A 17,867-nucleotide genomic window follows, 5' to 3' on the forward strand; every position below is an offset into this window, starting at 1 on the left:
GTATCATACGCAGGCTGATTGGCTGGATTGCTAAAGAATTGTTGCAATGCCTGGTTATATTTTGCTGGATCGATCTTGATCTCGTCTTCAGAAACTTTGGAGCCCTGCACGATATAGAACTGACTTCCGCTGGATGCGCGCGAAGGATTTTGTTCGTTGCTTAATCGCGCTGCAGATAATGCTCCTTTCTCGTGGAAATACTTAGGTGTGATCTCAGCATCCACCGTATATCCCGGGCCTCCTCTGCCAAGCATTTGCCCTTTGCCGGCCTTTTTAGAATCAGGATCTCCGCCTTGTATCATAAAGCCTTCAATGATACGATGAAACAACAGGCTGTCGTAAAAATGTTCTTTCGCAAGCTTGATGAAGTTTTGCTTATGCTTGGGTGTTTCATCGTAGAGTATAGCCACCATATCACCATACTTGGTTTTGATCGTGACTACGTAATCTTTTTCCTGCGCACAACTGCTGGTTATAATGCTGATCAGTAAAACGAGTAAAAGCGATCTATTCATACATCATTCAATGAATTGTTGATATATAGGTGTATAGTTAACGAATGGTTAAAGTTGTTGTCGTATCTCTTTCAAAATCTGTTCTCCGCCTATCGTCAATACTTCGTTGGCTACGGCTTCGCCAAGTTCCTTTACTTCTTCCGGAGTGCCCGAGCGTTTTACTTTTACTACGCGTTGCCCATCGAGGGAAATGATACCGGCTTTTAATGAAATGATATCGCCATCGAGGTGTGCGTAACCAAAGGCAGGTATACTACAGCCACCGTGAAGTGTTTTCAGGAAGGCACGTTCAGCACGAATACATATTTCTGTCTGTGGATGATTTACCCATCGTGCTATAATTTCCTTTTTCTCGAACGATAATTTTTTGTGACACTCGATCGCTATACTTCCCTGGCCCACAGCCGGCACAAAGTAACTGGTCTCAATCTTGTCAACGATCAGATCATCATATCCCATGCGATGTACACCCGCATAAGCGAGGAGTAAGGCATCGCATTCACCTGCCTGTAATTTGGATAAGCGTGTTTGCAGATTGCCACGGATCGATACAGCTTTTACATTCGGATAAAAGTGTTTCAGAAAAGCAACCCTGCGGGTAGACGAAGTGCCCACTACTAATTTATCGGAAGTGATCTTGATGTTTTTGTTTGTGCTTACAATAACATCGTTTACCAGTTCACGTTCGGTGAAGGCAACTAACTCAAGCTCTTCGGGAATATCGGATGAAAGATCTTTCGCACTGTGCACCGCTATATCGATAGAACCATCGAGCAGCTTGGCTTCGATCTCTTCGGTAAATACACCTTTGCTGCCGATCTTCGCGATCGACACATCGAGTATCTTATCGCCACGGGTTTCAATCGGAATGATCTCTGTAGTATAGCCGGAAGGTTTGATAAGACTGGCTATATGCTCTGCTTGCCAGAGCGCCAGTTTGCTTCCGCGTGTACCGATACGAATGGTTTTTGAATGGGGCATTGGTTGCAGTGTTAATGATATATAGGTATATAGTATATATCGAATCCCTTACGGATTCAATGTCTTGGACAACTTTAAAGAAAGATCCAGAAAGATCATTTTGGCGCTGCCGTTACGTTCCAGGTGATAGCTGGCATCGTTCATCAGCTTGAATGATTTTTCCACTTTATCCAGCGTGAGCACTTTGCTGAAGTCCTGTACAAACTTGAGTTCATCGCCACGCGTACGATTCATATCGCTGGCGCCAGATATATTCAGCAACGACTCGCGCATCATGTTCATGCTATAGCTGATCAGGTTGCGCTGATTGAGTTTATCGAGCGAATGGTATTCATCGGCCATGGCTACCAGCGAACCGTAGCTCTTTCTGAAGCACGCACGCATCCATTCGATAAAGCGTTTGGTGTTATCGTCTTCTTCGCTGTCGATGAGTTTGATCGCAAAGTTTAAATTCCCTTCTGCGAGCTGCGTTACTTTATCTGCCTTACGTTCATCCAGATTATACTTTGCCTTCATATAGGCAATTACCTGCTCATCGTGCAGTAGGGGTACCGTTACTATTTGGGTACGCGAAATGATCGTTGGCAGAAGTTTATCGGCAGCATTGGTTACGAGGATAAAGAATGTTTGTGGTGGTGGTTCTTCAAGTATTTTCAGAATACCATTCGCGGCAGCAGAGTGCATGAGCTCCGGTTGCCAGATGATCATTACTTTATGCCGACTCTCAAATGGTTTTAGAGAAAGTCTTTTGATGATCTCGCGGCTTTCTTCACGCGATATCAGCGCAAGCTTATCTTCACCGCCATAATAGTTAGTCCAGTCGTCTAGTGTTCCGTAAGGTTGCTCCAGCAAGAATGCACGCCAGCTTTTGAGTATCTCTGCTTTGAAACGATCTTCATCCTTATCGTTCTTCACATTACTCAACGGAAAAACAAAGTGTGTATCCGGGTGTATATACTTGGCATTCTTCACGCAGGCGGCACAGGTGCCACAGGCATCATGCTCTCCTTTGTTTTCGCAATGGAGATAGGTGGCGTACGCCAGTGCCAGTGGTAAATTGAGCGCGCCTTCTGCTCCTACAAAAAGTTGTGCGTGTGCTGTATGATTATTCTTAACAGCATCAATAAGCAATTCCTTAACGTCAGCGAGTCCTGGTATATCAGCAAACTTCATGTTACTTGTTCTCCCAACTGCGACTAGGCGCAGCGGTCTCAAAGATATGGGAGAGAATCTCTTTATCCACATCCGAGAACGTAACATTTCTTCTTGCCATTACCCGTTCTGCTGTTTCAAGGGCTTTGTTTAATTGATAGGTATCAAAACCGGAAGCTCCGCCCCAGCCAAAGGAAGGAACATAGTTTGGAGGAAAGCCATGACCGAATACATTGGCTGATACATCCACCACCGTGCCCGTGTTAAACATCGTGTTGATGCTGCATTTGCTGTGGTCGCCCATCATCAGTCCGCAGAACTGCAAACCGGTTGACTGGTAACTTTGGGTGGTATGATCCCACAGTTTTACCTGGTCGTAATTATTTTTCAGATTCGATGTGTTGGTGTCAGCACCGAGGTTACACCATTCGCCTAATACAGAGCAGCCTAAAAATCCATCGTGTGCTTTATTGCTATAGCCGAAGATTACGGAAGTACTTACTTCACCACCAACTTTAGAGAATGGCCCCACCGTTACATCGCCACGAATCTTGGCGCCCATATTTACATGGCCTCCTTCGCACAACGCAAAGGATCCGCGAATGATGGCGCCTTCCTGCACAATACTTTTTTTGCCGAGATATATTGGTCCGGACTCAGCATTTAATATAGCGGCTCGGATATATACTCCTTCTTCCACAAATATATCTTCAGGTGAACCGTAGATGATGGTATGCCTATCGTCAATAACAGCTGATTTTCTGCCGGCTGTTATCCGCTTGAAATCAATTTTCAGTTGGCCAGCATTCTCGCGAAATATCTTCCAGGTCTTGTCGATAACGGTGATCGGATGAGAATACTCAATGGTGTTGGTCGTGCTCATCTCTTCCGTTGGTTGAAAAGCAGCGATCAGCAATGTACCCTGTGCCAGAAAGGTGTGAGGCTTTAATTGTTTGATAGCTGCCACCAAATTCTCGTCCGGACAAACCGCTCCGTTGATGAGCAGGTTGGAGCTGCCGGAACGTGTCGGGAATTTTTTCTGCAGGTAATCTACCGTTTGGAAAGAAGCCTGGGTGCCAAGCCATTGTTCCCATTTCTCGCGAATGGTAAGTATACCGACCCGTATATCGGCTACCGGGCGTGTGAAGGTAAAAGGAAGAAGTGCTGTGCGAACGAGAGGGTCATCAAACAAAATAAGATTCATCCCTCAAAAATAGGCTTCGGGGTTTACCCTAAAAAGGGCGATTTTGTTGTGTGCGGGCACATATCCGGGAATATTTTTCGAGTGCTTCAATTTCGGGTAACCACAACAAAAAAGCCCTTGTTTCCAAGGGCTTTTTCTCTCTCTCCATTTAAAAGAAGAAGTTATTATGCTTTCTTCTGATACTTGTTTTTGAATTTCTCCACACGTCCGGCTGTATCCATGAACAGCTTTTTACCAGTGAAGAAAGGGTGCGAAGCAGAGCTTACTTCGACTTTAATAACAGGGTATTCTTTACCATCTTCCCACTTGATAGTCTCTTTAGGAGATTGAGTAGAACGGGTAATGAACTTATGATCGCTGGATGTATCCCAGAAAACCACGTCTTTGTACTCTGGATGAATGCCTTTTTTCATATCGATTTCTTGCGTTATTCCTCTAAAAGGACTGCAAAGATAAGGACTGCTGCTGTATTTACAAGGGGCTCGTGTAAAATTCCGGGATCTGTTAAATGATTGAACATGAATCGCTTTTTTGAACGATTTGCTTGAAAATAAGACATGTACAGGGCTTTGACACCGTTCTGGTAGTGTAACAACCAAATCAGAAGATTACCTTGCAGTTTTTTAACCGAATCCGCATGCGTTTTATTTTACCGGTATTACTGTTCCTGATTTTTACCGTTGCAGCACAAGCGCAAAGTCCTTATGCTCCGCTGAATGAAGATTATTATCATTGGATAGACCGCTACGAAGTAAAGGTGGGCGCTATCATGCCGCAGTTCTTTACCACCGTGAAGCCCTATAAACGCTCGGCCATTGTAAACTTTGTTGATTCCGTTAATTCACTTGGAGTATTCGAGTCGCGGGTAGATAGGTTTAACTACGATTACCTGCGCAACGATAGTTGGGAGTGGTCGCGCGCAGAAACCAGTGATAGCAAGCGTCCCTTTCTGAAGAACTTCTATAAAAAGAAATCCGATTTCTTTCATGTCGATATTCCTGAGTTTGATCTGCACGTAAACCCTGTACTATATGTAGGCATGGGAAATGACTCGCGCAGAGACGAACGTCTCTTTATCAATACCCGTGGTGTTGAAGTGCGCGGTATGGTAGATCGTAAAGTGGGCTTCTATACTTACCTTACCGATAACCAGATGGTGTTGCCTTCGTATGTGTGGGAGCAGATGTCGTTGAACCCGGTAGTGCCACATGAAGGTTTCTGGAAAGATTTCAAGAATGGCAAAGGTGTAGACTTTCTGCAGGCACGCGGGTATATAACAGTGGATGCTACCAAGAGTATAAATCTGCAGGCGGGTTACGATCGCTTCTTTATCGGCAATGGTGTGCGTTCTTTTATCTTCTCGGACTATGCGCCACCGGTATCGTTCTTCAAGGCCAACATTAAAGTATGGAAGCTGAACTATATGTACTTCATCAGTGAAATGACGGCCGATGTGAACGCTTCACTGGGAGGAAATCGCGCGGCCGATAAAGGTTATCCTGATAAATATGTAACGTTCCATCATCTGAGTCTTAACATAGGTAAGAAGCTAAATATAGGGGTGTTTGAATCCGTAATCTTTAGTCCTGATGACACGACCGGTGCCGGTAAATTTGAGTGGGCTTATCTGAATCCAATTATATTCTATCGCGCTATTGAACAACAGAATGGCAGCAGCGACAACGTGTTGCTGGGCTTTGACTATAAATGGAATGCAGTAAAAAAGCTTTCGTTCTACGGGCAATTTGTATTGGATGAATTTGTGCTGAGTCACATTAAAGCTGGCGATGGCTGGTGGGCCAATAAATTTGCTGTGCAGGTGGGTGGTAAATATGTAGATGCCTTTGGTATACCCAACCTCGATTTGCAGGGAGAAGTAAATATAGCGCGGCCGTTTACCTATTCGCACAATACTCAATATGCAAACTATACCAATTATCAGCAGCCTATAGCACACCCGCTGGGCGCTAATTTTAAAGAAGTGGTTGGTATACTGCGCTATCAACCTATACCACGGCTGTATATTACGGGTAAGTTGATGGTATCGCGTATTGGTCGCGACTCAACAGACTATAACTGGGGAACGGATACACCTCCAAACTATAAATACAATTGGGGAAGCGATCTGCTCAAGAACAACAAGACCCGCGAGAAAGAATTAGGCAACACGATCGGCCAGGGTTTTAAAAATGATATTGTCTATGGAAGCTTCACGGCTTCGTGGCAGTTTAAACACAACGTGTTTATAGATCTGAACGTAGTGTTACGCAACAGCAAGAGCGTGTTACAATTCTATAACAATAATACTTCGATAACTTCATTAGCTTTGCGCTGGAATATTCCACAGCGAACGTACGAGTTTTAGCAAGCGAATGGTGATGATTGATTTTGTACTAAGCTAAAAGCACTTTACTAGACACATGAAGATTTATTTGCGCATTCTTCAATATGCCCCGGGCATACGGTCACAACTGACCAAATTTTTAATTTATGCTATACTGGCATCCGTATTCAGTGCCATCTATCTCGGGTTACTACAACCCATGCTCGATATTCTGTTTGTGCAGAAGGTAGACTCGGCTGTGACTAGCTATCCGGAATTTACTTTTTCGATGGATTACTTCAAGACACTTGTAAAGTATTACTTCAGCAGTGTTATACAGGAAGAAGGACCGCTGAAGGGACTGCTATATGTATGCCTGTTCATTGTAACGTTCGTGTTCCTCTCGAACGTATTCCGGTATATGGAGCGTATGGTGGCATCGCGGGTGAAGGCAGATGTAGTAAAGAACCTTCGCATTCATATCTTCAAAAATGTATCGCAGCTTCATGTCGGGTTCTTTAATGACCAACGCAAAGGCGATCTCATCTCCCGTTTTACAAACGATGTGGGTGAAGTAGAGAATACAGTAGTGAATGGTTTTAAAGCAGTAAAGGAGCCAATCACGCTCATCACCTATATTATTGTGTTATTCTCGATCTCGGCAAAGCTCACATTGTTTACACTCATCGTGCTGCCGCTTACCGGTGGCGTTATCTCCGAGATCATCAAGCGTTTGAAGAAGCGCGCTGTGCAAAGTCAGGAAACCATGGGACGCATTGTAAATATACTGGATGAAGCATTCAGCGGTATGCGCGTTATCAATGCATTTAATGCCCGTAATTTTTTATTAAAGAAAATTGAAGATGAAGCAACCTTTCATCGCAAAGTAAATTTGTCGATCTCGCGCAAGAACGAATTGGCTTCGCCATTGTCGGAATTTTTGGGAGTGATCGTAGTAGCATTTATACTATATTATGGCGGGCAGTCAGTAATGGCTGGCGACAAAGAACTTCCGCCTTCAGCATTTATACTCTTCCTCGCAGTATACGCATCGATGATCCAGCCTGCGAAGAATTTCTCGAATGGTATCACTTCACTTCAGAAAGGTGTAGTATCGGCAGAGCGCATATTTACTATTATCGATACACCGTCTGCCATACAGAATAAACCAAACGCTATAGAGCTTGTACATTTTGAAGACTGCATTGAATTTAAAAATGTAGGCTTTGCGTATGAGCGCGAACCGGTATTGAAAAACATTAACCTGAAAATAGAGAAGGGGAAGACTATAGCATTGGTTGGTCCATCAGGTGGAGGTAAATCTACACTAGCTGACCTTATACCAAGATTTTATGATCCGGTAGAAGGAGAAGTATCACTGGATGGTGTTTCGCTTCGCGACTATGAACTGGAATCGCTGCGTAAACAGATGGGAGTTGTTACACAGGAATCAATTCTCTTTAATGATACCATCTTCAACAACATTGCCTTTGGTATGGAGAATGTAAAAGAAGAAGATGTTATTGATGCAGCGAAGGTTGCCAACGCACACGACTTTATCATGCAAACCGAAGAAGGTTATCAGACACTGATCGGTGAGCGCGGTTCAAAACTTTCCGGTGGTCAGCGACAGCGACTCAGCATTGCACGTGCTGTACTGAAAAATCCTCCGATCCTGATCCTGGATGAAGCTACATCTGCGCTGGATTCAGAATCAGAACGACTGGTGCAGGATGCATTGAACAACCTGATGAAGAACCGTACATCCATTGTTATTGCTCACCGCCTAAGTACAGTGCAGCATGCAGATGAGATCATTGTTATTCAACGCGGGCAAATTGTAGAGCGCGGTCGTCATGATGATCTTATTCAGAAAGACGGACTCTATAGAAAGCTGAAAGATATACAGCGTGTGTAGAATCATTATAAAGTTATACACAATGCGGTATAGATTTACAGATTACCTGTAGCGTTTTACCGAATATCAGAATTTTCATTTACCTTTAGTCAGTATATCAAAATAAGATTTAACGGAACTCACATGAGTAAGAACAGAGTTATATTTTATATAGTATTTGCAGCTTTTCACCTGGGTGCTTTCATTTTTACCGTTGCCCTGGATAATGATACAAACCTTCTCTTCAGTATGGTCAGTTGGGTACCTACGTTTAAATGGATTACGTTTTTTGGATTAAGTCTTTTAACTGCAGACGTTATTTGGTCATGGATTATCAATCGAGATTCGAAGAAAGAAAAAGAAGCCCTCACACACGAACTCAATACACTCAAAGCAAAATTATTCGACCTCCAGGAGGCAGCACGACAAACTCCCAAAACACCCTCTCAGCACTAATCATTCTTAGCTCTCTCCACCATGGTAGCTAAAACTTTTGGTGGAGCCGTACATGGCGTAGATGCGCGAACCATCATGGTAGAGGTTAGCGTAGGGCAAGGCGTTCGTTTCTTTATGAGCGGTTTGCCAGACAATGCGGTAAAAGAGAGTCAGCATCGTGTAGAGTCTGCACTGAAAAGCGCAGGGCTTTTTATGCCGCGCAACAAAACAGTGGTAAACCTCGCGCCAGCGGATATCCGCAAAGAAGGTTCGGCTTACGATCTATCTATAGCACTTTGCATTTTAAAAGCTTCCGGTCAGATTACAACGGACCAGCTGGAGCACTACATCATTATGGGAGAGCTTGCCCTCGATGGAAGACTGCGTCCTATAAAAGGTGTGTTGCCTATCGCTATACAGGCACGCAGAGAAAAATTCAAGGGTTTTATACTTCCGGTCGATAATGCGCGAGAAGCTGCTATAGTAAATGAGCTTGATATACTTCCGGTAAATACATTAAAGGAAGCCATCGATTTTCTGGAAGGTAAAATATCTATAGAACCTGTGCGTGTAGATACACGTGAGGTGTTTGCTTCCAAAGTAAATCATTATGAAACGGACTTCAAGGATGTGCAGGGGCAGGAGAATATAAAACGCTCGCTGGAGATCGCTGCTGCCGGTGGTCACAATGTAATTATGATCGGCCCGCCCGGTGCCGGTAAAACCATGCTTGCGAAACGACTCCCCACTATACTTCCGCCTCTTACACTGAATGAAGCATTGGAAACAACCAAGATACATTCAGTAGCCGGAAAGTTAGGTCGCGATGCCGCACTCATGACGATGCGTCCGTTCAGAAGTCCGCATCATACTATATCAGATGTAGCGCTCGTAGGGGGTGGAGGTAATCCACAACCCGGTGAGATTTCACTTTCGCATAATGGTGTTTTATTTCTTGATGAGCTTCCGGAGTTTAAGCGGAGTGTATTAGAGGTAATGCGGCAGCCAATGGAAGAGCGAAGAGTTACCATCTCGCGCGCAAAAGTTTCGATAGACTATCCTGCCAATTTTATGCTGGTAGCCAGTATGAATCCCTGTCCTTGCGGGTACTTCAATCATCCGGAAAAAGAATGTGTGTGTGGCCCGGGAGTTGTGCAGCGCTATCTCAGCAAGATCAGTGGTCCGTTGCTGGATCGTATTGACTTGCATGTAGAAGTAGTACCGGTAAGTTTTGATGAGATGACAGCCAATCGCAGAACGGAGACGAGCGATCAGATTCGCGATCGCGTTGTACAGGCGCGTGTTATTCAGGCCGAGCGATTCAGAGAACAGGAAAATATATACTGTAATGCCATGATGCCTTCCAATATGGTGAAGCAGATATGCCGTGTAAATGATGCCGGTAAAGCATTGCTGAAAACTGCTATGGAACGACTTGGACTTTCGGCCCGTGCGTATGACCGTATATTGAAAGTATCGCGAACAGTGGCTGACCTGGAAGCATCGCCTGAGATAAAAGTAGAACACCTGGCAGAAGCGATTCAATACCGAAGTCTGGATCGCGATGGATGGGCTGGTTGATTAAAATGATTTTATAAACTATATATATACCGTTGTGAGTAAGAAAGTAGCAGTAATACCCGATCAGGTTTTGATGAACAAGATCTTTATTGTACGCAATCATAAAGTTATGTTGGATAGCGATCTTGCCGAACTATACGGTGTGGAGACCAAGCATCTGAAGCGTGCAGTAAAACGAAATGCTGTACGGTTTCCGAAAGACTTTATGTTCGAGTTAAATAGCAAAGAACTTCGAAACTTGAGGCGCCAATTTGGCACCTCAAGTTGGGGCGGCACACGTTATTCTCCAATGGCTTTTACGGAGCAAGGTATAGCGATGCTCTCCAGTGTGTTGAACAGCGAACGTGCTATTCTCATGAACGTACATATCATTCGGGTATTTACCCGCATGCGCGAAATGTTGCTCACACATAAAGATATACTCCTGCAACTGGAGCAACTCGAACGAAAAGTTGCCAGTCAGGATGGTGATATAAAACTCATCTTCGATTACCTGAAAGAAATACTCAACCCTAAAACAGGACCTATGCGAAAAATAGGGTTCAAGCGAAAAGACGAAGTATAAAAAGTATAAAGTTTAAAGACTCCACGTGTAAAGAGCATAGAATTGAGAAAATCAGGTATCGTGAAAGCGATACCTTTTTGTTTTATATAGTACGGCTTGAAGTGTATCAAATCTTGTAATGCTGTATTTTAGCGAGTGTGAAACGAATCGTTCTGATATATAGCCTCGCACTGGCGGCATTGGTTTTTCTGCTGAAGTTTTTAGAGTATCAGTATATCGTGCGCGATCTCTCGCTGGAGTTTTATCTGGGTGTAATTGCTTTGCTGTTTACGGTGGTGGGAATATGGTTGGGTTTAAGACTTACCCGTAAAAAAGTTGTTACAGTTTCCGTGCCCACGGCTCCGGCCTTTCAACTGGATGAAAAAATGTTACAGCAAACGGGGATCAGCAAGCGCGAGTATGAAGTGCTGGAGCTGATGGCAAAGGGGCTCTCTAACCAGGAGATAGCTGACAAACTTTTTGTTTCTCTCAATACCGTGAAGACACATTCTTCCAATCTCTTTGTAAAGCTGGAAGCCCGAAGGCGAACGCAGGCTATTGAACGGGCCAAGCAACTACGATTGATTCCATAATGAAAATTTATAGCTCCTCCTTTTGGGTGAATACAGGTAAATTGAGCAGAATCATACTTTCGGGTGAATGCTCAGAACGCACTAAATCCGTGATTTGAACAAAAAAACATTTATGAAAAAGATAATTATCGTTAACGGTCTGATCGCGGGTGCGATCGTATCTTCCATGTTTGTGATTACACATCCGCTCTACGACAAGGGTGTTCTCAACTTCGACAATGGTGTGGTTATCGGGTATATCTCGATGGTTATAGCCCTTTCGCTTGTTTTTGTCGGGATCAAAACCTATCGCGATCAGCATCAAAAAGGAGTGGTAACGTTTGGCAAAGGAGTACAGATTGGTTTGCTAATTACTTTGATAGCGGCCATCGTCTATGCGCTTTCGTGGGAGATTTACTATAATACAGTAGCTCCTGACTTTACACAAAAGTATGCACAATATTACCTTGCTAAGATGAAAAGCGAAGGAGCCAGTGAAACAGAGATGGCGCAGATGCGTACCGAGATGGAATCGCTGAACGAAATGTATAAAAATCCGCTTATTCGTTTTGCTATGACCATTGCAGAAATAGCACCGGTAGGAATTGTTATCACCTTGATCAGCGCTGCTCTTCTGAGAAGAAAGGAGTTTATGCCTACGCCCTAGCAGACACTAAATCCTGAAAATTTGCTATAGTATATTACATATATATACCTGAAGCAAGTTTGAACACTTGTTGGTAGTTATATGAATGGGGCATCCTGATAGGGGTAATGGTCGTATATTTAGGGCCAATTTACCCCTATGGATTTATTTGACGGCAACAGAAAACTAGAAGAAGTTATTTTTACAGGGATGGATTATGCACTCTGGTCGCGACACGACATTGAAGGTGCGTTTACCCCTTTTATGATGCTCTTTAAAGATGAGCAGCGCAGATTACATCGTGTGGTAAGTGCTGGCGATCCGAATGAGATGTTTGAGAAAATGTTGCAGGAGGATACGGAGACATACGATCAGATCGTCATGTGTTTTGAAGGCAGAGTGTCACACAACGGAGAGAAGCACGATGCTATAATTGTAAAAGGTTTTGATACCAGTCATCCCAAAGGACTGTTATTTGTACAGCGATTCAGAGGAAAAGAATCCGGTGAGGGATTTGAAAAACTGGGCAACCCTGCGCTCTATAGCAGAGAAGAAAAGTTACCTACCAAACTTGTAGCGCGCACTTCCAATAAAACTATACCGGAGCCCTATATAACGGGCGTAACCATAACGAAAGATAACGGGTTGTTAAGGCATACCTGGTATGTGGGCCATAGTAATGCCTCTATACTTTCCAATATAATTTTCGATACAACGCTAAATATAGTTGAGCGTAAGGAAACAAATTTTTCTGGTGAGATTGAATTCAAGTTTGTGCCTGGTATGCTGAAGATAGGAGAGTTTGAGAAGTTTATATTCAGTCAGCTACGCAAGCAGGTAAAGAAGAGGGCCGAAGTGATTCAGTGGGAAAATAGTTTTTCAAAAAGTCTCATTCTTGATTTTGTTTTTGAAGAAGAACCGGAGGAAAATAAACCGGAAGCTGCTTCAGAAAAATCTTCACAGCCGGAAACACCCGTTAACGAATATGCAGGTATGTCAACCGAAGTGTTAAGAGGAGAACTTCGCACCACTCTTTCTATACCGTGGGCAAAAAACTCACCGGAGGGAGCCAGAAGAATTGCAGCCATGCAAGCCGAACTGGAAAGACGCAGTGCTTCTTCGTCTACCCAGGTAACCGAACCAGACAATAACAAAGAAAAAAAATGGTGGCAGTTCTGGAAATGAACAGGCCCGTAGATGTACTATGATAGACTATAAAAAAATGACCTACCCTGAAAAACTTGAAAACACCAAGATTCACTACCCGTTTGATCGATGGCTCGAAGCCTACGATCAGGGACTCGATCAGTATACCGATGAAAATTGTGATCGGGCAAAAATTATACTCGATAACCTCATTGAGAAACTGATAAGCCTGGAGGAAACAGCTTCGCTGCCGGATAAGGTAGATGTATTTCGGGAAGCAGTTCTGCAATTGAATTTTCTTAATGATGAAATTGATGGCAGTCTGATCGAAACCGGAGAGCGCGAAGATCTTTGCAAGCTGTTCGATGAGATCGCGCTTGCCGCGGGATTAAATCCATCCGAATATGGCGGTGGCGAAGGTATAGCCTCGGAATGGCGCGACTGGTAAAATCTTTTTTCGCCTCCATTCTTCCAATATTGACCGGGCACCACAACTTTTTCGTTTAGGTTTTCATCTGAAAACTAAACGGAGTGCTATGATCAAAAATCTCTTTACCATTGCCTGGAGGAATATCCGGAAAGATAAAACATATAGTGCCATTAATATTCTTGGCCTTACCATCGGTATTACCTGTAGTATGTTCCTGCTCATGTATATACTCGATGAGCTCAGTTTTGATCGTTATCATACTAATGCTCCCAATATTTACCGTGTAGTATCCAACATCAAGGAGCCCGACAATGCTTTTACCTGGGCGGTAGCACAAGAGCCGCTGGCGGTTGAATTGCGCGAAAATTACCCGGAGGTGATCAATGCCGTTCGGTTTCCGGGATACGGACGAAAGCGACTGTTCAAAAACAATGACAAGGAATTTTATGAAGATAAAGTATATATGGCTGACTCAACCGTGTTTGATATGTTCAGCTATACCTTCATTGCGGGCGATCCGAACACAGCGCTTGATGAACCCTTTTCCATAGTACTTACACGCAAACTGGCTACGAAATATTTTGGCACTGAAAACCCGGTAGGGCAGACGTTGCAGAACCAGGATAACGAAACGTTTAAGGTTACAGGAGTTATGGAAGATGTGCCGCTGAACTCACATTTCATTTTCGATGCGTTAATATCCAGCAGCACACGCGATGAAAATACCAGTTGGGGAAATTTTGGTGTATTTACCTATATACAGTTACCGGCAGGGTACGACATCAATAAGATGTATGCGAGCCTCAATAAAATATTGAAAGAAAAGGTAGATCCTATATTTACCCAATACGGCATTTCTATAAAGTACGAGCTTCAGCCGATCACGGATATTCATTTACACTCCAAGATACAAGATGAAGCAGAAGGTGGTGGCGATATGTCCTATATCTATATATTTGGTGCAGTGGCTGTACTCATGCTTATCATCGCTTCTATCAATTACATGAACCTGGCTACGGCTCGCTCAGCCAATCGTGCAAAGGAAGTAGGCATTCGCAAAGTAATGGGATCGATGCGAACACAACTGATCGCACAGTTCATTACAGAATCGGTAGTTATTACATTGATTGCGCTGGCAGTAAGTTTGGTTTTGATCTATGCTTTGCTCCCTGTTTTCAATGAACTCACCAATAAGCAACTTCCGTTCGGGTATATATTACAGGCGCCTGTGTTGCTCAGCCTGGTGGCAGTGGCATTGGTAGTAGGTATATTTGGAGGAAGTTATCCGGCTCTGTATCTGTCGGGTTTCAATCCGGTAAGTGTACTGAAAGGAAAACTGGCAGCCAAAGGTGGCAATGCTATATTTCGCAAGGCACTGGTTATCGTTCAGTTTGCCATCTCCATCTTTATGCTGATCTCAACCTGGATTGTATTTGATCAGTTGCAATATATGCGCAATAAAGACCTGGGCTTTGCAAAAGAAAGAGTGGTGCGTATACTGCTTACCAGCGATGAGCAGGCCGACCATGTTGGGGCTATTGAAGAACGCATGCTGCAGACAAAAGGTGTAGCATCGGTAGCATCCTCTAATTCTTCTCCGGGATTTGGCATCGGTAAATTATTGATACAGGTGGAGGATAATGAAGGTAAATTATCCGAGCGCGGTATAGATCTGTTTGAGGTGGATTATGATTTTGTAAAGACACTTGGTATGACCGTTCTTCAGGGACGAGATTTTTCGCGCGATGTTGCTTCGGATACACTATATGCTGTGCTGGTAAACGAAGCGATGGTAAAGCGGATGTCGTGGGAAAATCCGATCGGTAAGAAATTTGTCTTTAAAGGCAATGGCCCTGATGGTACGGATCTGGTGAAGCAGGTGGTTGGTGTGATAAAAGATTATCACCAGAATTCGCTATACGATGCTATCGAACCGCTCATGATACACATGGATATGGCGAACAGCTTTTTGTTTATTAAAACGGAAGAAGGTGATGTGCGCGAATCGCTGGCGGCTATTGAAAAGACCTGGAAGGAATTATATCCGAACTATCCGTTTGATTATCAATTCCTGGATCAGGATTTCAATTCGCAGTATAAATCGGATGAAAAAAGAAGCCAGATATTTACTGCGTTCTCAGGATTAACAATTGTTATAGCGTGTCTTGGATTGCTTGGTTTGGCGGCATTTACTACGCAACAACGCTATAAAGAGATTGGTGTGCGCAAAGTTATAGGTGCCAGTATCAATAGTTTAGTAGTGCTGGTGTCGAAAGAATTTTTTCTGCTGGTGGGCATTGGCACCGTGATAGCTTTTCCGTTTGCGTGGTATATTACGGGCAACTGGCTACAGCACTTTGCTTATCGCATTGAGTTACAAGGAGAGTGGATAACGTTTCTGTTATCGGCATTGGCAGCGTTTGTTATTACGCTTATCACGGTTGGTTATCACGTGTTGCGGGCTGCTTCAACTAACCCGGTGCGTGCACTGCGCGATGAATAAATAAGGTATATATAGTATAAGAGGAAAGGCGTGCGGCAATGTAAAAGAGCCGCACGCTTTTTTTATTCTACGATAGCATCAAAAGCACTGTTCAGGATTTTTCCATTGCGCTTCATCTGTATCCAGATGCGATAGTTGCCCGGTGAAGGAAATGCATACGGGAATTTTACTACTGTGTGTTCTGCATGCGTAGTGTCGCCCGGTGCATGATACATTTCTCCCATCAATGCCTGGTTGCGTTCATCTTCTGTCATGGCATCAAGGCGCGCCACCACGTGGTTGATGCTATCCATAAACACGGTGCCTTTGGATATTTTCTCCCATTGTACAGGACCAGCTTCTTTTTCAAAACGTGTAAGAATGGTTTGCTGCGATGCCATCGAATAATTACCCACCGGGTGTAAGTGTATATAAGTGCTGCCATCCGCTTTCATTACTACGGCGTGGCCTTGCATGCCCAGGTAAGGTTGCAGTATAGCAGGTTTGCCCTGTTCATCCAATATGGAGAAAGTAAGCTCGTATAGCTTGCCGGATGTGAAGGGTATATTGGCTTCATGTTCCCAGATAGCAGAAGAACCATCGGCTAATGTAGTCTTTACACCAGGCTTGCCGCATTTAACAATATTATCGGCAGATATAGTGTTGGAAGAAGCCTGACCTATAGGTGTAGTGCTATAGAATGTATCGTCACGATCGGTAGAGGATGAATCGAGTGAAGCCAGAACAGCCGGTACGGATGAAGTGATCTCCAATGTGTCCGGTATAGTTTCGGAGAAGCCGGTGAGACGCGTAATATCGGCAAATACGAGATATTTACCGGGCGGAAGCGGTGGCAGTGGCGTACTATAGGTTGCCGAATCTTTTCGCTGCGGATGCAGGTGAGCAAATACATCCATACTTCCGGCACGCACCAGAAACATGTGCATAAGTTTACCATGATCCGGAATAACATACGAAAGTCTGCGGGTGTTAAACAGATTCTGTAAGCGCGTAGTATCGATGCGAAATTCCAGTATATTTTTACCGGATGTTTGTGCTATAGTAGAGGTTGCCTTGAAAGGCTTATAGGTAAAGCGCTTATAGCGGTTAGACCAGCTATCCCACCAGGTTTTTCCTCCCCAGAGAATTAGCAGTAACAGTATAAGACTTACGCCACTGCCAATCCAGCGCTTGCGTGCTATAGCGCGCGTAATTTCTTCAGCGGGTTTTACCTGTCCATCGCCAACACTGGCACCAATGATTGTGATCATCAATCCTACAAGCAATACACATAGTGCCAGCAATATCCATCCAAGCGAAGAGGGCATTTCTTTTTGAGCAGTAGATACAGCCATTACCGGAACGAGAATTTTCCCTTCACCCGATTCTCCTGCTATATCCAGCTCAATACCGGATGTACCGGCACTCATCAGCCACACCATACCCCGGAAGTGACCGGGTTCTCCTTCAACAGGAAGAAGATCATCGGCAGAAGGTGTTCCTTCATCGCCTGCAAACCAGTAGGCCGGTTTTACACCGATAGCATGTATACCGTTGGTTTGCGTATATACATCTACGGTAGCAGTGCCCGGTATAACATCGGGTGGCGTGATCAGAACCATTACGGCATACGCACCGGCTTTACCTTCGAACGTTACTCCCGGACTACCAATGTGTGCATGGGCCAGCCACGAGAGACAACTTAATAAAGTTATACTCAGTAATTTTTTCATGATAAGGTCTGTTTGATTAACGCACAATCTTTTTCATCCACTGACCCCACGATATGGCTACACGCGAAATGAGTATAGCGATTACCAGTGCTATAGCGAGCCCTTTGGTAAGGTCCATTCCGCTGGATACCATCCAGTCGCCAAATGCATAGCGATACTGCCAGGTAGGATCGGAACCAAAATACCATTTGGATGTGCCGAAGAACCAATGACCTTTGGATGCCAT

General features: G+C 44.1%; 16 protein-coding genes and 1 pseudogene. 10 read left to right on the plus strand and 7 right to left on the minus strand.

What is annotated here, in order from left to right:
• The 5 genes from VIN08_RS10775 to VIN08_RS10795 form a co-directional block, all read right to left on the minus strand.
• Positions 1 to 515, minus strand: a 515-nt coding sequence (locus tag VIN08_RS10775) for a peptidylprolyl isomerase (RefSeq protein ID WP_331964399.1), incomplete at its 3' end; no start/stop codon positions are given.
• Positions 516 to 563: 48 nt separating this feature from the next.
• Positions 564 to 1,496: a hydroxymethylbilane synthase gene (gene hemC / locus VIN08_RS10780; RefSeq protein WP_331964402.1), complete on the minus strand. Its 933-nt coding sequence runs from the start codon at positions 1,494 to 1,496 to the stop codon at positions 564 to 566.
• 48 nt (positions 1,497 to 1,544) lie between these two features.
• Entirely contained in the window at positions 1,545 to 2,669 is a 1,125-nt protein-coding gene (locus tag VIN08_RS10785; RefSeq protein ID WP_331964405.1) for a DNA polymerase III subunit delta, read from the minus strand.
• A 1-nt stretch (position 2,670) separates the two neighbouring features.
• Complete coding sequence (locus tag VIN08_RS10790; RefSeq protein ID WP_331964408.1) at positions 2,671 to 3,852, minus strand: GlmU family protein; 1,182 nt, start codon at positions 3,850 to 3,852, stop codon at positions 2,671 to 2,673.
• 164 nt (positions 3,853 to 4,016) lie between these two features.
• On the minus strand, positions 4,017 to 4,265 hold the full coding sequence (locus VIN08_RS10795; RefSeq protein WP_331964411.1) for a type B 50S ribosomal protein L31: 249 nt from the start codon (positions 4,263 to 4,265) through the stop codon (positions 4,017 to 4,019).
• 224 nt (positions 4,266 to 4,489) lie between these two features.
• On the opposite strand from VIN08_RS10795, the gene VIN08_RS10800 reads away from it, so the two are divergent.
• The 10 genes from VIN08_RS10800 (at position 4,490) to VIN08_RS10845 (ending at position 15,929) form a co-directional block, all read left to right on the plus strand.
• A complete protein-coding gene (locus VIN08_RS10800; RefSeq protein WP_331964414.1) occupies positions 4,490 to 6,217 on the plus strand; it encodes a hypothetical protein in 1,728 nt (575 codons plus the stop codon).
• Between the two features lie 55 nt (positions 6,218 to 6,272).
• Positions 6,273 to 8,093 carry an ABC transporter ATP-binding protein gene (locus VIN08_RS10805; protein ID WP_331964417.1) on the plus strand — a complete coding sequence of 607 codons (1,821 nt, stop codon included), beginning with the start codon at positions 6,273 to 6,275 and terminating at the stop codon, positions 8,091 to 8,093.
• 123 nt (positions 8,094 to 8,216) lie between these two features.
• Positions 8,217 to 8,528 (plus strand): hypothetical protein, encoded by a 312-nt coding sequence (locus tag VIN08_RS10810; RefSeq protein ID WP_331964420.1) that lies wholly within the window; start codon positions 8,217 to 8,219, stop codon positions 8,526 to 8,528.
• Between the two features lie 21 nt (positions 8,529 to 8,549).
• Positions 8,550 to 10,088, plus strand: a complete 1,539-nt coding sequence (locus VIN08_RS10815) for a YifB family Mg chelatase-like AAA ATPase (protein WP_331964423.1) — start codon at positions 8,550 to 8,552, stop codon at positions 10,086 to 10,088.
• Positions 10,089 to 10,122: 34 nt separating this feature from the next.
• The gene (locus VIN08_RS10820) at positions 10,123 to 10,653 is read left to right on the plus strand and encodes an ORF6N domain-containing protein (protein WP_331964426.1); all 531 of its coding nucleotides are present in this window, start codon (positions 10,123 to 10,125) and stop codon (positions 10,651 to 10,653) included.
• A gap of 137 nt (positions 10,654 to 10,790) precedes the next feature.
• On the plus strand, positions 10,791 to 11,225 hold the full coding sequence (locus tag VIN08_RS10825) for a response regulator transcription factor (protein ID WP_331964429.1): 435 nt from the start codon (positions 10,791 to 10,793) through the stop codon (positions 11,223 to 11,225).
• Between the two features lie 112 nt (positions 11,226 to 11,337).
• The gene (locus VIN08_RS10830) at positions 11,338 to 11,871 is read left to right on the plus strand and encodes a DUF4199 domain-containing protein (protein ID WP_331964432.1); all 534 of its coding nucleotides are present in this window, start codon (positions 11,338 to 11,340) and stop codon (positions 11,869 to 11,871) included.
• A 138-nt stretch (positions 11,872 to 12,009) separates the two neighbouring features.
• Entirely contained in the window at positions 12,010 to 13,035 is a 1,026-nt protein-coding gene (locus VIN08_RS10835; RefSeq protein ID WP_331964435.1) for a hypothetical protein, read from the plus strand.
• 19 nt (positions 13,036 to 13,054) lie between these two features.
• Positions 13,055 to 13,444: a hypothetical protein gene (locus tag VIN08_RS10840; protein WP_331964438.1), complete on the plus strand. Its 390-nt coding sequence runs from the start codon at positions 13,055 to 13,057 to the stop codon at positions 13,442 to 13,444.
• Positions 13,445 to 13,532: 88 nt separating this feature from the next.
• On the plus strand, positions 13,533 to 15,929 hold the full coding sequence (locus tag VIN08_RS10845) for an ABC transporter permease (RefSeq protein WP_331964441.1): 2,397 nt from the start codon (positions 13,533 to 13,535) through the stop codon (positions 15,927 to 15,929).
• 62 nt (positions 15,930 to 15,991) lie between these two features.
• Here the strand turns inward: VIN08_RS10845 and VIN08_RS10850 are convergent, their stop codons facing one another.
• Both VIN08_RS10850 and VIN08_RS10855 read right to left on the minus strand, forming a co-directional pair.
• Positions 15,992 to 17,641 (minus strand): hypothetical protein, encoded by a 1,650-nt coding sequence (locus VIN08_RS10850; protein ID WP_331964443.1) that lies wholly within the window; start codon positions 17,639 to 17,641, stop codon positions 15,992 to 15,994.
• Positions 17,642 to 17,657: 16 nt separating this feature from the next.
• Positions 17,658 to 17,867 (minus strand): annotated as a pseudogene (locus VIN08_RS10855) (hypothetical protein); the annotation flags it as partial.

The organism is Ohtaekwangia sp. (assembly GCF_036568665.1).
Taxonomy (GTDB): Bacteria; Bacteroidota; Bacteroidia; order Cytophagales; family Cyclobacteriaceae; genus Ohtaekwangia.